13 protein-coding genes are annotated in these 17,807 nt (G+C 37.4%); 5 read left to right on the forward strand and 8 right to left on the reverse strand.

The window, feature by feature from the left end:
* Positions 1-334 precede the first annotated feature (334 nt).
* From H6W53_RS07225 to H6W53_RS07235, 3 genes are all read left to right on the forward strand, one after another.
* Positions 335-2,677, forward strand: coding sequence for a TonB-dependent receptor (locus H6W53_RS07225; protein WP_185205622.1), 2,343 nt, complete (start codon positions 335-337; stop codon positions 2,675-2,677).
* Between the two features lie 3 nt (positions 2,678-2,680).
* Positions 2,681-3,487, forward strand: a complete 807-nt coding sequence (locus H6W53_RS07230; RefSeq protein ID WP_185205625.1) for a DUF4249 domain-containing protein — start codon at positions 2,681-2,683, stop codon at positions 3,485-3,487.
* 160 nt (positions 3,488-3,647) lie between these two features.
* Positions 3,648-5,831 (forward strand): outer membrane beta-barrel family protein, encoded by a 2,184-nt coding sequence (locus tag H6W53_RS07235; RefSeq protein WP_185205627.1) that lies wholly within the window; start codon positions 3,648-3,650, stop codon positions 5,829-5,831.
* Positions 5,832-6,091: 260 nt separating this feature from the next.
* Here the strand turns inward: H6W53_RS07235 and H6W53_RS07240 are convergent, their stop codons facing one another.
* Together H6W53_RS07240 and H6W53_RS07245 are read right to left on the reverse strand one after the other, a co-directional pair.
* Positions 6,092-6,250, reverse strand: a complete 159-nt coding sequence (locus tag H6W53_RS07240) for a hypothetical protein (RefSeq protein ID WP_185205629.1) — start codon at positions 6,248-6,250, stop codon at positions 6,092-6,094.
* Between the two features lie 1,443 nt (positions 6,251-7,693).
* Entirely contained in the window at positions 7,694-8,923 is a 1,230-nt protein-coding gene (locus H6W53_RS07245; protein WP_185205631.1) for a PQQ-dependent sugar dehydrogenase, read from the reverse strand.
* A gap of 212 nt (positions 8,924-9,135) precedes the next feature.
* Between H6W53_RS07245 and H6W53_RS07250 the strand changes: the two genes are divergently transcribed.
* Positions 9,136-9,438 (forward strand): hypothetical protein, encoded by a 303-nt coding sequence (locus tag H6W53_RS07250; protein ID WP_123956619.1) that lies wholly within the window; start codon positions 9,136-9,138, stop codon positions 9,436-9,438.
* 71 nt (positions 9,439-9,509) lie between these two features.
* On the opposite strand, the gene H6W53_RS07255 is transcribed toward H6W53_RS07250, so the two are convergent.
* Genes H6W53_RS07255 through H6W53_RS07280 form a run of 6 tightly spaced genes read right to left on the reverse strand, consistent with a single transcriptional unit; the run spans position 9,510 to position 16,788 of the window.
* On the reverse strand, positions 9,510-9,872 hold the full coding sequence (locus tag H6W53_RS07255) for a response regulator (RefSeq protein WP_185205633.1): 363 nt from the start codon (positions 9,870-9,872) through the stop codon (positions 9,510-9,512).
* Positions 9,873-9,903: 31 nt separating this feature from the next.
* Positions 9,904-10,473 (reverse strand): chemotaxis protein CheB, encoded by a 570-nt coding sequence (locus tag H6W53_RS07260; protein WP_185205635.1) that lies wholly within the window; start codon positions 10,471-10,473, stop codon positions 9,904-9,906.
* Between the two features lie 12 nt (positions 10,474-10,485).
* Positions 10,486-11,316 carry a CheR family methyltransferase gene (locus tag H6W53_RS07265; RefSeq protein ID WP_116099704.1) on the reverse strand — a complete coding sequence of 277 codons (831 nt, stop codon included), beginning with the start codon at positions 11,314-11,316 and terminating at the stop codon, positions 10,486-10,488.
* Positions 11,317-11,682, reverse strand: coding sequence for a response regulator (locus tag H6W53_RS07270; protein WP_185205636.1), 366 nt, complete (start codon positions 11,680-11,682; stop codon positions 11,317-11,319).
* A 15-nt stretch (positions 11,683-11,697) separates the two neighbouring features.
* On the reverse strand, positions 11,698-15,309 hold the full coding sequence (locus H6W53_RS07275) for a response regulator (RefSeq protein WP_185205637.1): 3,612 nt from the start codon (positions 15,307-15,309) through the stop codon (positions 11,698-11,700).
* 6 nt (positions 15,310-15,315) lie between these two features.
* Complete coding sequence (locus H6W53_RS07280; RefSeq protein WP_087709763.1) at positions 15,316-16,788, reverse strand: ATP-binding protein; 1,473 nt, start codon at positions 16,786-16,788, stop codon at positions 15,316-15,318.
* Between the two features lie 573 nt (positions 16,789-17,361).
* Here H6W53_RS07280 and H6W53_RS07285 point away from each other — a divergent pair.
* Entirely contained in the window at positions 17,362-17,793 is a 432-nt protein-coding gene (locus H6W53_RS07285) for a hypothetical protein (protein WP_185205638.1), read from the forward strand.
* Positions 17,794-17,807 lie beyond the last annotated feature (14 nt).

Raw genomic sequence — 17,807 nt, forward strand, 5'->3', positions numbered from 1 at the left:
GCAAACCTCTTGTAAAACCCGCTTTTACTTTATCTAATGATTGACATTTATAACATTTCATAATACTAATTTATGAAATATATTTTAATTTAACAATACCAAAATTTTTACTTTAACAACTTAAAAGTCTAAACCATTTTATTTAAATTTTAAAAAATTTCATGTATTCTTAAAAATTTTAAGCCAATAAAAATCTTTAAAATCCGTTTTTCATATGAACTTTTCCCGAACGTTGCCAAAGTTCAGATTAAAGCATTAATTTTATACTCTCTTCACATACAGGAGATGTAATAATTTATAGTTAACGAATTATTCAAATAATAAAGAAACTTACATGCAGACATTATCATTTAAAATTGCCACTACCGCAGCAGCAATTTGTTTCAGTACGGCAGTTTTTGCCCAGCAGAAATATTCTGTAAGCGGTACTGTGAAAGATAAGAAAAACGGAGAACTTCTCATAGGCGTTACGGTGAAAGTTGCTGAAGATCCTACCATTGCAGTTGTTGCCAACGATTACGGCTTCTACTCGCTTTCTCTTCCCAAAGGAAATTATACTTTGATGATCTCTAATCCGGGTTTTAAGGATTTTACGAAAAGTATCTCCGTAGAAGATAACATCAAGCAGGATCTCGAACTGAGTTCCGGAGAAAACGAAGCGGAAGAAAGAACCGGAAAAATTGATGAGGTAGTGATTTCCGGAGTGAAAAAAGATAAAAATCTTACTTCTGCACAGATGGGAACCGAAACCTTAAGCATTAAAAATATTGAAAAACTTCCTGTTCTGTTTGGAGAAAAAGATGTTCTGAAAACCATACAGCTTCTTCCCGGAATCAAAAGCAATGGCGAAGGAAACAGCGGATTCAGTGTAAGAGGCGGTGCAACGGATCAAAATCTGATCTTACTGGATGAAGCAGCCGTTTATAACGCGTCTCATTTGCTCGGATTTTTCAGTACGTTTAACAGTGATGCGCTGAAAGATGCAAGCATCATCAAAGGAAACAGTCCTGCCCAATACGGAGGAAGGCTTTCTTCGGTTCTGGATGTAAAAATGAAGGACGGAAACAACAAAGAATACAATGTAAACGGAGGATTGGGATTAATCAGCAGCCGACTGAGCGTGGAAGGTCCTATTCAGAAGGAAAGATCTTCTTTCATTGTTTCGGGAAGAAGAACGTATGCCGATGTTTTTCTAAAAGCAACAGACGATTTCAAAGACAGCAAATTATATTTTTATGATCTGAACTTAAAAGCCAATTATCAGATCAATGAAAACAACCGTTTGTATTTATCCGGTTATTTCGGGCGTGATGTTTTGGGATTGGGCGACACTTTTTCAAGCGACTGGGGAAATACGACAGCTACCCTGCGCTGGAACAGCATCATCAGCAGCAAATTATTCTCCAATACTTCATTAATTTACAGCAACTACAATTATAACGTAAGCTTAAGCAGTAATAACAATACCTTCGGACTGAGTTCCAAGATTGAGGACTGGAACCTGAAACAGGATTTTTCATGGTTTGCGGGAAATAAACATTCGGTAAAGTTTGGGTTGCAGTCTATTTATCATACGATTACACCAAGCAGCGCTTCCGGAACGAGTGTGAGCAGTTATCCGAGAAACCCGAGATATTCCTGGGAAAATGCTTTCTATATTAATGATGATTTTAAAGCTACCGAAAAACTGACGATCAACTACGGAGCCAGACTTTCCCTGTTCAGCGTTTTGGGAGGTGATGTGTTTAACACCTATGAAAACGGAGTTCTTACAGATTCTGAATTTGTTGAAAAAGGAAAATTCGGGAAAACATACGTTAATGTAGAACCGAGAATTACGGCAAACTACAGGATTAACGAAGTAAGCAGCATTAAAGGAGGCTATTCCAGAAATACTCAGAATTTACACCTTTTAAGCAACAGCGGAAGCGGAAATCCTACCGATCAGTGGATTGGAAGCAGCTTTACAGTAAAGCCTGAAATTGCAGATCAGGTAAGCTTAGGCTACAGCAGAAATTTCAGCAACAACAATTATGAAATCAATGCTGAAATCTATTATAAGTCTCTTCAGAACCAGATCGATTATAAAAACGGAGCCCAGATTACTTTCGACACTGCAGCAGACGTGGAAAGCGAACTGCTGTTCGGAAAAGGAAGAGCCTACGGATTTGAAATCATCGCCAAAAAGAAAAGCGGAAGATTAACCGGATGGATTTCCTACACCTTATCCAAAACGGAGAGAAAAATCGACGGAATCAATAATAACGAATGGTACAACGCAAGACAGGACAAAACGCACGATCTTTCAGTTGTTGCCACTTATCAGCTTAATCCGAAATGGACGTTCTCGGGACTTTTTGTATACAGCACCGGAAATGCAGTTACGTTCCCGACCGGAAAGTATGAACTGAACGGACAGACGGTTTTCCAGTACAGCAGCAGAAATGCAGACAGAATGCCTGCTTACCACAGACTGGATTTTAATGCAACGTACGAACCTGTAAACAATAAACGCTTTAAAGGATCATGGTCTTTCGGAATTTATAATATTTACGGCAGAGAAAATGCTTATACCATCACTTTTGAAGACAATCCGGATAAGCCGGGAACAACACGCGCGATGCAGACCGCCCTGTTCAGATGGGTTCCAAACATTACGTATAATTTCAAATTTTAATTCATGAAAAATATATTTTTAATCATACTGTCTTTATTTTTAGTCACTTCCTGCGAAAAAGAAATAGATCTGGATCTCGAAGATCAGAGCGGACAGATTGTTATTGAAGGAAACATTACCGATCAGGCGGGCCCCTATTTTGTGAAGATTACCAAATCCGTAGCCTTTACACAGGCGAACCAATATCCTGCCGTGACAAATGCGCAGGTTGTTTTAAGTGACAATACAGGACAAACGGAAACGCTTCAGTATGCAGGAAACGGAAATTATAAAACTTCCACCTTTGTGGGACAGCCCGGAAGAATTTACACGTTAACCATTAACGCAGAAGGAAAACAGTATACCGCACAAAGTACAATGCCGCAGGCTGTTTCTTTTGACGGTCTGGAGCAGGATTCTTTCCTTGTGGCAGGACAGACGAGCTATACGCTTCTGCCGCTTTTCACAGATCCGGCAACTTTAGGAAATCGTTATCTGTTTGTGTATACCGTAAACAGCAATCCGAAAAAATTCTTCTCCGAATTTTCCGATAATGTGAACAACGGATTACCGAACCAGAGACCTCTTCTGCTTCCCAACGACGACAGCAACGCGAATGATATCAAAGTGGTTGCGGGAGATGTTATTCATGTAGAAATGCAGTGTATTGATGATAAAGTGTATACCTATTATTCTGCACTTCTTCAGCTTTCAGGAAGCGGTCCCGGCGGAGGAATTACTCCCGCCAATCCGCCAAGCAACATCAGCAACGGAGCTTTGGGCTATTTTTCAGCACATACTGTAAGAACAAGAACCGCTGTTATTCAGTAAAAATTAAATAAAAGCTATCTGTACTTTCCGGATAGCTTTTTTTTAGCTTCTGTAAACAATTGACCTTTCAGCCTTTAAAAATTTATTATAGAATTAATACGATGTGATGTAACAAATATTCCCTTTCAAGTGTCTTATGTAGGAAACATAGTTTTTTTACATGAAAAATATTTTGATACCGATTGCCTTTTTAGCGGGCATATTTACATTTGCACAGGCTGAAAAGGATACTCTAAAATCTAAGGAGAAGGCTATTGAAGGAGTTACCGTAACGGTAAGAAAACCAACCATTGAATCCAAAGTAGACAGAACCGTTTTTAATGTTTCCAACAGCTCTATTCTTGCAGGAAACACGACTTGGGACGTCTTGAGAATGACTCCGCTGGTAAGTATTGATAACAATGATGCCATAAAAGCTGAAGGAGAAACCGTAACCGTTTACATCAACGACAGAAAATCTGTTTTTACAGGAAAGGAACTGAAAGAATACCTGAAAACGATTCCGGCAGACAACCTGATGAAAATTGAGGTGATTACAAGTCCGTCTTCCCGCTATGAAGCAACAGGTTCTGTCATCAATATTGTATTGAAAAAGCGTGATGATGAAGGAATTAAAGGGAGCGTTACTTTAAACAACAGACAGAACACCAAAAACTCTCAGTATACCAACCTGAATTTAAATTATCACCGTAAAAGCTTTACACAGACCTTCATCGGAAGCTACAGCGACAATACCAACGTACAGAGCAATTCCAGTCTTTATAAAGTGGATGCTGAAAATTCTGAAACTTACAGAAATTCTAAAACCATAGGAAGATACAAAAGTCCTTCCCTTTCCTCCACTTCAGAATTTGAACTGAATAATAAAAATACAGTAGGTGTAATTCTTGAATATTACCAAAGCAACTCTTCTTCCAATACCGATGCAGATGGATTGAGAAATGTTAACGGACTATTCGAAAATTCTTATCTTCAGAACCAAAATTCTACGGGACTTAACAGAAACTTCGGCTCCAATATTTTTTATAAATGGTATGATAAGGAAAAGAATAAAATCCTTGACATTAATTTGGGCTTCAATTATTACGGACAGTCGAGTGACGATTATTTTGTAAAAAATATGATGTACAAATCCAAACCGGATGAAAAACAGGAAATAGGAGTTCTTACAGATACCGAAAACAGAAATTATTACCTGAAAGTAGATTACACGCAGCCTATCGGAAAAGAAGGCGGAAATTTTGAAGTCGGCGGAAAGATCGATTTCAATAATAATGTGATCCCAAACAGCTTATATGGAAATATGCTTACGGGGCTCAGTTCCGGAGATGTTTTCCACTATGAAGACAACATCAGTTCCCTGTACGCCAACTACAGCAAAACATTCTTCAAAAAACTGGAAACCAGAATCGGACTCCGTTATGAATACATCGATTATAAAATACGTCAGGATAATGCAGGAACTTCGAGAAGAGATTCTTACGGAAAACTGCTGCCCAATATTTTATTGAAATATTCTTTTTCAGACAATTATGATTTAAGTTTAACGTATAACAAAAATATCTGGAGACCGTGGTATGCGGAATTCAATCCGTTTATGATCCCTAACAGCGACGGATTCTACAGCCGTGGAAGCATCGATCTGGAACCCAACCCAAGCGACAGGCTTTATATGAAGTTAGGCATTCATAAAAAATACTTTATCTCTGCGAGATATATGTTTACCGATCAGGATTACTGGACCAATTATGTAACGGGAACCATTAATGATATCAACGGAAATCCTCAAAACATCACCATTACGCAGCCCTCCAACTTTTTCGGGAAAGTTCATAAATATTATGTTTTTGCCAATACGAACCAGACTTTTTTCAAAAATAAATTTACGGTGAATCTTGGTTTAGGATGGTATTATATTGACAACAGCGATTTTAACAGGAAAAACGGTTTGGAAAATGCTAATAATTACATCAGCTATCTGAGTGCTTCCACCAACCTTACGTATACGAATCTGTTTAATAAAAATATTAATCTGAGCGCATGGGTAGAAGTGTCTAACCAGAATAACGGAAATTCTACGACGAACAAAGCAAACGTCTTTCATAATATTTCTGCCACGAAGATATTCCCGAAAACCCAGATGGAAGTCAGCCTTCAGCTCATGAATATTTTCCAGAGACCGAATTACGATGCCACCACTTTTGTGCAGGGAGGAACTTTCCGAAATGCTTCAAAATGGGACTGGTACGGAGCATCTATTTCATTTGTAAAACGTTTCGGAAACCAGAAAGTAAAAGAAAATACCAAAACCGATGTTGAGAAAAACGGCGGCGGCGGAAAATAATTTTAATGTTAAATTTAGTACGGACGATGGATTAATTTTCATTGTCCGTTTTTTTTCATACACCTTTAATTTATCCTAATTTTCACGTTCTAAACCTCAAATTATACGTTCTGAACCTATCGGGATATATTGTGTATGGTTTCGGATACGTTCTCTACTCTTTCGAAGACGTTAAATAATGGTTTGGATACGTTATTCAACATGTCCGTTGAGGTTTTTGATGCTTCCGTTAAGGTCTTGAAGATCTCGTGATACGTCATTTAGATCTCGCGACACGTTTTACATCGATACGAAGAGGTGAAAGACCATTCCGGAATAATAAAACACATCTCCGAACCTGTCCAGAACCTATACAGATAATTGAATAACGTATCGGGATCGATGGATAACCTCATTGGAATATTAAAAGACGTGTTCATTGAGGTTTAATAGATGTTGAGCAGAGATTGTTATGGTGTCTTTTTTAAACGCTAAGTTCGCTGAGGCTGCTTTGAAATTTATAAAAATATTTTTCGAGCGCAAGGGCGTGAAACTCAGCTAATGATAATCATGGTTTTAAATCTCTGAAATTTTTATTTCACTTTAAGTTTTGGCTAAAGCCATTATATTTCGCAAAACTATTTAAATGGGCTAAAGCCCATTCCTACTGATAATTTGTATTGGTTTTGAATTGAACTCACGTTAATTTTCATCATCACACTTAACGTTCTTTTTTGAAAACGCTAAGTTCGCTGAGGCTGTTTTGAAATTTTTATGTAAATATTTTTCGAGCGCAAGGGCGTGAAACTCAGCTAATGATAATCATGGTTTTTAAATCTCTGAAATCTTTATTTCACTTTAAGTTTTGGCTAAAGCCATTTTATTTCATAGAAACATTAAAAATGGGCTAAAGCCCATTCCTACTGATAATTTGTATTGTTCTTGAATTGAACTTACGTTAATTTTAATCATCACACTTAACGTTCTTTTGAAAACGCTAAGTTAGCTGAGGTTTTCTTTAAAATTTATGAGAATATTTTCGAGCGCAAGGGCGTGAAACTCAGCTAATGATAATCATGGTTTTTAAATCTCTGAAATTTTTATTTCACTTTAAGTTTTGGCTAAAGCCGATTTATTTCATAGAAACATTAAAAATGGGCTAAAGCCCATTCCTACTGATAATTTGTTTTGGTCTTGAATTGAACTCACGTTAATTTTCATCATCACACTTAACGTTCTTTTTTGAAAACGCTAAGCTCACTGAGGTTGCTTTGAAATTTATGAGAATATTTTTCGAACACAAAGTCTTGAAAATCATATAATTACAATGATGATTTTTAAATCTCTGAAATGTTATTTCGTTTTAAGTTTTGGCTAAAGCCATTTTATTTCGCAAAACTATTTAAATGGGCTAAAGCCCATTCCTACAGATAATTTGTATTGATTTTGAATTGAACTCACGTTAATTTTCATCATCACACTTAACGTTCTTTTTTGAAAACGCTAAGTTCATTGAGGTTACTTTGAAATTTATGAGAATATTTTTCGAGCGCAAGGGCGTGAAACTCAGCTAATGATAATCATGGTTTATAAATTCCTAAAATTTTCTTTCACTTTAAGCTTTGGCTAAAGCCATTATATTTCGCAAAACTATTTAAATGGGCTAAAGCCCATTCCTTTTGATAATTTGTATTGTTCTTGAATTGAACTCATGTTAATTTTAGTCTTTTATATTATCTTTTTTTCGATTTAAGTATTAAACTTAAAGTTAAAATCTTTTGCTTCTTTTGCGGTAAAAAAGTTTAGACAAGTTTTATAATAAAAAAGCCGGAAAAAGATGAAATATCTTTTTCCGGCGTTGATTCTTAAAAAATCTTTTGAAATTATTGTTTACGGATACGGTAGAGTCTGCCTCCGTCCGTCACTGCATATAAATTACTATCTGTTCCCTGTGTAATATCTCTGAAACGCTGGTTTTCGTTTGAAAGAAGTCTTTCTTCGCCTATTACTTTGTTGTTTTCCATAACCAGTCTTGCGATGTGCATTCCGCTTAGGGAAGCTACGAAAAGATTGTTTTGCCACTCCGGAATGGTGGTTCCTTTATAAAAAGTGATTCCGCTTGGCGAAATTACAGGATCCCAATAATAAACCGGCTGTTCCATTCCTGCCTGCTGCTGAATTCCTGCGCCGATGGTGGCTCCGCTGTATTCAATTCCGTAAGTAATGGTTGGCCAGCCATAATTTTTACCTGCCAAAACCCTGTTGATCTCATCTCCTCCTCTCGGTCCATGCTCACTCTGCCATAATTCTCCGGTTACAGGATGGATGGCAATTCCCTGAGGATTTCGGTGTCCGATGCTGTATAATTCCGGCAACGCCCCGGATTGCGAAAATGAAGGATTTCCGGGAGCGGGTTGTCCGCTGGTTGTAATTCTCAGGATCTTGCCTAAAGCCGCGGTTACCGACTGTGCAAGAGGTCTTGTAGAAAGATCAGAACGTTCTCCCGTACTCACAAACAGATTTCCTGTGCTATCAAAAACAATTCTTCCTCCGTAATGAAGATTTCCCACATTGGCAGAAGGATTTGCCCTGTAAATTATCGTCGGATTCTCTATTGTTGTTTCTGAATTGGAGAGTCTTCCTTTTGCCACAGAAGTTATATTTCCGCCTGAAACATTTTCAGAGAATACCCAATACACCATTCTGTTGGAAGTAAACTGCGGATCTACACAAAGTCCAAGCAATCCTCCCTGTCCTCCTGAATTTACGGAAGGAAGCCCGGTAATGGCATTGCTTAAGGTTCCGGTACTGCTTACGATTCTCATGGTTCCCGCCTTTTCGGTGATAAGCAGCCTGCCATCCGGCAAAGCTGTAATTCCCCAAGGGGAAGCCAGAGCTGAAGTTACCACTTCACTTACATAAGGTGTTGAAGTTTTCGTGCCGCTCGCTCTGGTCTGTCCTGCAAAAGCCGGCTGATAATTCGTATTGGCTGCATTGGATTCTACCGGAGGAAGCGAAGGTGTATTAGTCCCTCCATTTTCTTCGATGGTATCTGAACAGCTTGCCATTATCAAGGAAGTAGCAACCAGTACATGATAGGTTCTTATTTTCATATTTCAAAGTTTTGGTGTTTCTGTGTGAGTTTTGTTTTGTGCAACAAATTACTTGCCGTAAATCCCGAATTGGTGGCAATTTATCAATACGATTCAATCGGTTGCACTATTTTACGGTATTTCTTATATTTTAAATGATGATTAAGAAAATTTTAAGATTTAAAATGAAAGTATGGCATGAATATTATTATAATATTACAAACACGTTTAAGATGGAAAACCTGTTAGCCAATAAAGATTTAATAAACAAGTATTTAAGATTAGTCATTAAGCAGCAATTCAATACAGAAATTGATTTGAGAGGAGAATATACATTTACCGAAAATCTGGTTTCCAAAAAACCGATTATTGCCACTACTTTCTCGGAAAAAATTCTTTCGCAGCCCGATATAAAAATGGTTTTGACCTCTGTAATCACAGAAATAAATATCGGAGTCTGTACAACAGAACAGATGCAGAAAGCAGTTGAAATTTATCCTGAAACCGATTCTAGGGAAATGCAGGAAATTGTTTAAATAAAACTCCCTGTACAGCTTTGTACAGGGAGTTTTATTTTTTGAGAGAATTACTTTAAATTTTTCGAATATTACTGCAGATACTGTGCAACTTTATCTTCTAAATCTTCAAGATTGAAAGGTTTGGCAACATAATCATCCGCCTGAGCTTCTTTCGCCAAGGCAATGATATCGTTGTTTGCCGTTACATAAATCACGGGAATGTTTTTAAATTCCTGATGATTTTTCAGAAGCCTTGTTGCTTCCACTCCACCGATTTTCGGGATCCAGTTGTCCATAAGAATAACATCCGGCTGGAACTGCTCTACTTTCTCCAAAATGTCATGTGAAGTTTCCGAAATTTCGACCTGATAACCATTTTCTTCAAAAATGATGGTGATGACTTCTAAAATAGTTTTATCATCATCAAAAATCAAAATTTTCTTCTTGCTCATATCTATTTAACTTTAGTTAGGGGTTATATTTTTATAACTGATTGATGTACTCTGCCAGATTATCCGGCTTTATAATCAGATCAAAATTAATTTCTTCCACAGCGTGTTTCGGCATATAATCTACTTCTGCGGTTTCTGGATCCTGAATCCAGACTTTTCCATTGTTTTTTTTGATGTATGCCAAACCTTCCACGCCATCTGCATTGGCTCCGGAAAGCAGTACACCAATCATCCTTTCCCCATAAATTTCCGCCGCAGATTTAAAGGTTACATCTATGGAAGGACGGGAATAGTTCATCTTTTCCGAGCTGTCCAGAGACATGATATTTTTATTTTCGAATAATAAATGGTAATCTGCCGGAGCAATGTAAATTTTATTATTCTGAATTTCGGTCTTGTCTTCAATCTCAATAACTTCCACAGGCGAAAACTGCTGCAGTAAGGTCTGCAGGATATTGTTGGAATGTGCTTTTCTGTGAACTACCAGCAAAATGGCAAAATCCAGCTTTTCGTTTATTTTTTTAATCATTTCCAGAATCACCTGCAAGCTTCCTGCGGAACCTCCGATAACAATCAGTTCGATATTTGTACTCTTCTTCATGATAAAAACAGCTTACTGGTGATCTATTTTTTTCCATATCTTCTGATCATCCACCTGATTATAATTTTTGTCTAATTTAGAAAATCTAAGGGTTTCTTTTGCACCTAAAGCTAAAAAACCTAAATTTTCCAGACTGCTGTCGAAAAGTTGGAATACTCTTTCCTGAAGACCGCGATCGAAATAGATAAGAACATTCCTGCATATAATGAGCTGAAAACTGTTGAAAGAACTGTCGGAAACGAGATTATGGGTAGAAAGGATCAGTTTTTCCTGAAGGCTTTTATCAAATTTCACACTGTCGTAATTCGCCGTATAATAATTTGAAAAATCCTTTTTCCCGCCCGATAAAATATAGTTTTCGGAATACAGTTTCATCTGCTGCAAAGGAAAAACTCCTGCTCTTGCTGTTTCCAGAACGGAAGGATTAAGATCTGTGCCGTAAATTAAAGATTTATGGTAAAGATTTGCCTCTTTAAGCAAAATAGCCATTGAGTAGGCTTCTTCTCCGGTAGAACATCCAGCCACCCAGATTCTGATAAGCGGATAGGTTCCCAACTGCGGAAGAATTTTCTCCCGCAATGCTTTAAAGAACTGAGGATCGCGGAACATTTCCGTTACATTCACAGTAATTTCTTCGATGAATCTTTTCAGGTATTCCGGATCATTAAGTATTGTATATCTTAACTCTGCAAAGCTTGTAAATCTGTCGATCAGGCATATACGGTTCACTCTGCGCTTGAAGGAAGCGCGGCTGTATTCTGAGAAATCGTAGCCGTACATATCGTAGACATCTTTAATAAGATATTCTACTTCTTCATCTTTTACAATACTTGGTTCCAGCATTTACGATAATTTTTCTATAGCGTTCATTAAAAGGTCTACATCTATCGGCTTGGAAACATAATCTGCCGCTCCTGCATCCAGACATTTCTGGCGGTCTTCAGGCATAGCCTGTGCGGTAACTGCAATTACGGGAATATTGCTGATAGAAGGTGTATTTTTTATCATCTTTATGGCTTCATACCCATCCATTTCCGGCATCATCATGTCCATTAAAACCACATCAAAATGGTTGTCATTATTTAAAACTTCAATGGCTTCCTGAGCCATTGTACTGCTTTCAATGTGGTATCCTCTGGCTTTCAGGGTGAGCTTTAAAGCAAATATATTACGCGGATCATCGTCCACGATAAGAATTTTTTTATTCATCAGAATTTTAGCTGTTTAACTTTCATATAACCAAACACGAAGTAAGGATAGTAACTGATCGATATCCACCGGTTTGGAGATATAATCTGAAGCTCCTGCGGTAATGCATTTTTCACGCTCTCCGATCATGGATTTTGCGGTAATGGCAATAATCGGCAGTCTTTTGAATTTAGGCATTTTTCTGATTTCCTTGATCGCCTCGTAACCGTCGAGTTCGGGCATCATCATATCCATCAGGATCACATCCACATCAGGATTTTCTTTAATCTGCTGGATCGCATGGTTTCCGTCCATAGCAACCACAACTTCTACTTTGTATTTTTCCAGTGCTTTGGTAAGAGAGAAAATATTACGGACATCATCATCGGTAATGAGTATTTTTTTACCGCTTAAAACTTCCGTAAGCGATCCCATTGTTTTGCTTCTTACATTTTCAATGGAATTATTTTTCTCTTCCACCAGATGCAGGAATAATCCCACTTCATCCAGAATTCTCTGGTAAGAATGTGCTGTTTTTACAACGATGGAGTCTGCATACTGCTTTATTTTCAGTTCTTCGGATTTGGATAAATTTCTTTCGGTAAAGATGATGATCGGAAGATTCTCCAGTCCTTCATAACTTTTTATGGATTCTATAATTTCATATTCGTTTCCTCTTGAAGCTCCGATGTCCAGAATGACACAGTCTACATGATTTGCCGTTAAGGCTTTTACGCTGTCCTGCACGTTATTTTCTACCGACAATGAAATATTGAAATTGCTGAGGAAATAAGACAATGCACTCGCGTGTTTTGCGTTTTCTTCTACAATCAATACTTTCTGCGGACCTTTTTTAAGGGCTTCTTCAATCTTTCTGAAAACATCGGTCATCTGATCGAGTGCAACAGGTTTGCTGATGAAATCAATCGCCCCTTTCATGAGGCTTTCATTCTTTACGTGAAGCGCGGACATCATGTGTACCGGAATGTGTTTTGTTTCGGGATTGGATTTTAAATCATCCATTACCTGCCATCCGTCTTTTACAGGAAGCTGAACATCCAGCAGAATTGCCTGCGGACGATATTCCAGTGCTGCAGACAGACCACGGTCTCCTCTTACTTCAATCACAGCTTTATAGTTCTGCAAATGAGCATATTTCAGCAATGCTTTGGCAAAATTGGTATCATCTTCAATAATCAGAATGGTTTTATCGCCTTCCTGAATGGTATTTCTGTCGTCGTCTACATTTTCAGGAATCTGAAGGGTATTTACCGTTTCTTTTTCTTCCGTTTGTTTTTCATCAAGAATATTCTGGATTTCTTCAACATCTTCACGGATGATTTCTACGAGATTCTGATCTTTTTCAACCTGAGGAGTTTCAGTAATTGCCTTTAAAGGAATGCTTAAACTGAATTCGCTTCCTTCGTCTACTTTACTTTTCAGGGTAAGTTCTCCGCCTAATAATCTGGCAATTTCACGACTGATCGATAGTCCGAGACCTGTTCCTCCGAATTTTCTTCTTGTGGAACCGTCTGCCTGCTGAAAGGCTTCAAAAATAATTTTCTGTTTGTCTTCTGCAATCCCGATTCCGGTATCTTTTACGGAAAAGATGATAAAATCTGCTTTTTTAGGATCTTTTTCAATGTTTAAATCGATGCTTCCTTTTGTGGTAAATTTCAACGCATTCGATAATAGGTTTCTCAGAACCTGATCTACTCTTAAACGGTCGGTTTCGATATTTTTTTCAAGAGATTCATCGATATTGATGTTAAACTGAAGATTTTTCTCCTGAAATACAGGATTGAAAAGATCTTTTAAGTCTTTTACCACATCATTGATAATAACATCCTGATATTCCAGAGTCATTTTTCCGGATTCAATTTTGGCAAGATCCAGAATTTCATCAATTAAGGTTAATAAACTGCTTCCTGAGCTTTGTATTACTTTAGCCGATTCTATCTGATCTTCGTTAAGATTTTCATCCGGATTTTCAGCCATCAGTCTTGAAAGAAGGAGAATTGAATTCAGCGGTGTACGAAGCTCATGAGACATATTTGCAAGGAACTCAGATTTGTATTTCGTACTTAAAGCCAGTTCTTCCACTTTTTTCTGGATTTCTGTGTTGCGCTCTGCAATCAGATGATTTTTTTCTTCCAAAAGTCTTGAACGCTCTTCCAACTCGGCATTTGCCTGCATCAGTTCTTCCTGCTGAACTTTCAGCTCTTCTTCTGAAGCTTGAAGTTTCTGGGTCTGTGCTTCGAGTTCGGTATTCAGATTTTCCAGCTCAGAATGCTGAACCTGTAATTCTTCCGACTGTGCCTGTGTTTCTTCAAGCAACTGCTGTTCTTTTTCGCGACCTTTTGCCGCGCTTAAAGCAATTCCTATATTTCTGCTGCACTCTACGAAATAATCGACTCTGTCTTTTTCAAAGTTGGTAGTTGAGCCTAATTCCAGAACTCCGATAATGAAACCGTCTGCAAAAATAGGGATTAGCATAATCCCGTAAATCTGGATGGTGCTGCTTGCAAAGGTTACCACAAAATCATCTTCATGAAGATTATTGTACACCTGAGTTTTTTCGCTGATGAAAGTCTGACCTACCATTCCTTCTCCGGGCTCGAAAACTTTCTTCATATTGTTTTCCAGTCCGAAAGCGATGTTCAGTTTAAGTAAACCTTCATCATACAGATAAATTGATCCGTTGATGCAGTTTCCATATTCAATAAGCTGATGAAGAGATGCTTTGGCAACGTCTTTTACCGATTTGTTTCCTACGAGAGATTCATTAAGAATGGCAAGACCTTTCTGTCTCCAGTCACTTTTATTAATAGTATCAAAAGACAATTTCAAAGATTCCGTCATGTTATTTAAAGAATCTACCAAGTCGCCGAGATCATCTTCAGCCGTATCTACGACTCTCTGGTTATAATCTCCGTTGGCAATTCTGTTGGCAATCTGTTTGATTGCGACTACTCTTCTGGACATTTCCTCATCTTTTGCTTTCAGCATTTTTTCAAGTTTGTCTCTTCGGATAAGATCTGCTCTTAGTTTTACATAGAAAAATGCGGTAACGATGATGGCGGCAATGGAAGAAAATATAATGAAGAAAACAGTTGTGCGTGAAGATTTATTAAGATCTTTGGTTTTTACAGCAAGCTGATTTTCTTCGTATTCGGAGAAATCTTTTACAATCTGTCTGCATCGATCCATATATTGCTTACTGTCTTCCATCTGTTCCTGCGTCATTACGATACCTCTTCTGCGGTTTTCCACAAAGAGTTTCATATTGGCAAGATTGGTCTCTACATTTTTTTCCAGAAGATCCAGAAGTCTTTTCTGGTTTGGATCTGTAATTTCCAGGCTTCTTGCATATTCAAATGTCTTTGAATATTCTGAAATGCTTCTTTTAAAGGGTTCCAGAAAAACTTCCTGACCGGTAAGCTGATATCCTCTGTTTCCGGTTTCCGCATCAAGAACCGCAACCAGAATATCTTTTACCGCCGTTACAACGCGTCTGCTTTTTCCAACGCTTTCACGGTGGTTCATCTGGTTCTGAATGCTGAAGTAGGAAGCCAGTGAACTTGCAATCAGGATCAGGATGGAAAATCCTATCCCGAACTGAAGATTTCTTATAATTTTTTTCGGCATGGAAAATTAATTTAAAGGTAAAGTGAAATAAAATGTAGATCCTTCATCTACTTTGCTGGAAACCCCGATATTTCCGTGGTGCTGCTTTATAATTTCGGAACAAATAAAGAGACCGATCCCCATTCCCTGAAACTGGAGTGAAGATTCTTCCACACGGTAAAATTTATTGAAAACAGCTTCCTGCTTAAAATCCGGAATTCCTATTCCGAAGTCTGTAACGCTTACTCTTACTTCCTGCTCTTCTTCGTCTACAAAAGTGGTTACAATCACCTGATTGTTTTGAGGTGAATATTTTATAGCGTTCGTTAAAAAGTTAATGAGAACCTGCTCAATACGGATTGCATCCAGCGGAATAAGAATATCGGGTTTAGTTCCGTCGCGTTTAATCTTCACTCTGCTTTCGTGCGTCTGTACGATTGTATCGATTGCGTTGCTGATCACGCTTTCAAGATTTACAGGTTTTTTGGTAATTTTCAGTTTTCCGTTTTCAATTTTGGAAACGTCAAGAAGATCTGTAATTAAGGTATTCAGTTTTTCGATCTGATCCTGTACTTTGGTCAGAAAGCCGGCTTCTGCACTTTCTTTATCAAGCTTCAGTTTTCTTTCAAGTAACTGTACGTAAGCTTTAATGCTCGTTAAAGGAGTTTTGAGTTCATGGCTTGCAATACTCAGGAATTCATCCTTTTCTTTCTCTACTTTTTTCTGATCATCTATATCTGTAAATGTTCCTACCCAGTTTTTAATTGTATCTTCCTCGTATACGGGAGTTACACGTAAGAGATGGTATCGGAAATTGCCGGATTCAATATTCTTTATCCTGATTTCAAGTTCCAGGGATTTTCCTTTTTTCCTGCATCGCTGAAATTCTTCCTGAATATTTTCATCATCGGGATGGGTTTCGGGAAAATTTTTCTCAGAGTGCGAATAATCGTACCACTTGCCATTTACAAAATCTACAATTCCGTCTTCATTAAGGGTAAAAGCAATCTGCGGAAGAGATTCCAGCATTAGGTGAAAATGGTCGATCTGCGACTTCATGGTCACCTGAGATTCTCTTCTTCCTTTTACTTCGAGCTCCAGACTTTGCTGCGTTTTTTTCATCGCAATATTCTGTTCCTGCAGGTTGTAGAAAGTTTTCACTTTCAGCATCAGAATTTCCGGATCAACCGGTTTTGTTACATAATCTTTACCTCCCGAAGCGTAGCCGCGTGTGATAAATCTTTTCTCGGTATTTACAGCCGAAAGGAAAATAATAGGTACTTCCTTTGTTTTGCTGTATCCTGCTAAAGTTTCCGCCACTTCAAAGCCATCCATATCCGGCATTTGAACATCCAAAATAATCAGTGCGTAATCATTTTTTAACGCCTTCATCAGCGCTTCTTCACCAGACTCTGCAGTGTCTACCTGAAAACTTTTGGATTCGAGTAGTTTTTTGAGTGAATAGAGATTACTTTGGTTGTCATCAACAATTAAGATCATATAAACTTAAAATCAATAATTAATTATATTTACTTCAGCTTCAAAAATACTCACAATATTTCGAAAAACAGGAATTTTTTACCTATTATCAAAACACATACCACAATAGCAGAAAAAAATTTTATGATCTATAATTTTTCACAAAAAATTTTTGAAAATTTTTCTTTCTTCAATTCAGCGATTTAAGAGTAAAATTTTAACCACATACCACATTTTTAGTTAAAATTTTAATTTATAAAAATTATTCACGGCACAGTGTTTGAATACAGGATAGTAACACTTTTTCACTTAAATATATTTTTCAAAATTAACCCACGTTTTATTGCGTGGGTTTGTTTTATTGTTCTTATATTTGCAACGAATTTCTCATGTTTAATTTGAGTTTTCATGGTTATTAGTTTTTATCCCCGCCGAAAGTCGGGGATTTTTTTATGTATTTTATTCAAGATATTTCACTTTTTTAAATCGCTTATTTTCTGAATATTATTCTTAAAAGTGATTATTTTGTTTAAAAAAATAAAGATGATGGCACAACTTGTGATATAGACTACGCACACACTTAAAATCATAGATATGTCGATACAAATACAAATTGCCCGATGCACACAATGCAAAGGCTATACTTCCGCTGCGCCCACTGAACAGAAATATAGTAATCATCCTGATATTATTGATCATTATTTTTATCACGGAGAACCTGCATTTACGCTGGATCTGAAAACTTTTGAAAAGTTCAGAAATTTAGAAAACACAGTGATAGAGATTGTTGAGCTTCATGATCATGAAAAAAACGATCATCAACATTGTAAATGCGTGAAAAAGCCTGTTCAAAAAGCATTATCTGCTCAAAAAGAAGTTTTCAGTATGCCAAAAAATCCTTTTGCAGCAGAAAAAAGCGAAATGGATAACGAGATTTATTTTAAGGACCTGTATTATACTTACAATAATTTTCACGGTGTAAGTTCTTCTCAACAGTATGGAAATTCCGGCAGAAAATTCCGCTAAAACAATTTTGCAAA

It is taken from the genome of Chryseobacterium sp. C3 (assembly GCF_014218905.1).
GTDB classification, from domain to species: domain Bacteria; phylum Bacteroidota; class Bacteroidia; order Flavobacteriales; family Weeksellaceae; genus Chryseobacterium; species Chryseobacterium mucoviscidosis.

What these genes read in the sequence shown, in the direction of transcription:
- H6W53_RS07260 (WP_185205635.1), bottom strand. Translation starts at nt 10,473, where the DNA reads ATGAAGAAGAGTACAAATATCGAACTGATTGTTATCGGAGGTTCCGCA.
- H6W53_RS07280 (WP_087709763.1), bottom strand. Translation starts at nt 16,788, where the DNA reads ATGATCTTAATTGTTGATGACAACCAAAGTAATCTCTATTCACTCAAA.
- H6W53_RS07285 (WP_185205638.1), top strand. Translation starts at nt 17,362, where the DNA reads ATGTCGATACAAATACAAATTGCCCGATGCACACAATGCAAAGGCTAT.
- H6W53_RS07275 (WP_185205637.1), bottom strand. Translation starts at nt 15,309, where the DNA reads ATGCCGAAAAAAATTATAAGAAATCTTCAGTTCGGGATAGGATTTTCC.
- H6W53_RS07240 (WP_185205629.1), bottom strand. Translation starts at nt 6,250, where the DNA reads ATGAACACGTCTTTTAATATTCCAATGAGGTTATCCATCGATCCCGAT.
- H6W53_RS07225 (WP_185205622.1), top strand. Translation starts at nt 335, where the DNA reads ATGCAGACATTATCATTTAAAATTGCCACTACCGCAGCAGCAATTTGT.
- H6W53_RS07230 (WP_185205625.1), top strand. Translation starts at nt 2,681, where the DNA reads ATGAAAAATATATTTTTAATCATACTGTCTTTATTTTTAGTCACTTCC.
- H6W53_RS07265 (WP_116099704.1), bottom strand. Translation starts at nt 11,316, where the DNA reads ATGCTGGAACCAAGTATTGTAAAAGATGAAGAAGTAGAATATCTTATT.
- H6W53_RS07255 (WP_185205633.1), bottom strand. Translation starts at nt 9,872, where the DNA reads ATGAGCAAGAAGAAAATTTTGATTTTTGATGATGATAAAACTATTTTA.
- H6W53_RS07235 (WP_185205627.1), top strand. Translation starts at nt 3,648, where the DNA reads ATGAAAAATATTTTGATACCGATTGCCTTTTTAGCGGGCATATTTACA.
- H6W53_RS07245 (WP_185205631.1), bottom strand. Translation starts at nt 8,923, where the DNA reads ATGAAAATAAGAACCTATCATGTACTGGTTGCTACTTCCTTGATAATG.
- H6W53_RS07250 (WP_123956619.1), top strand. Translation starts at nt 9,136, where the DNA reads ATGGAAAACCTGTTAGCCAATAAAGATTTAATAAACAAGTATTTAAGA.
- H6W53_RS07270 (WP_185205636.1), bottom strand. Translation starts at nt 11,682, where the DNA reads ATGAATAAAAAAATTCTTATCGTGGACGATGATCCGCGTAATATATTT.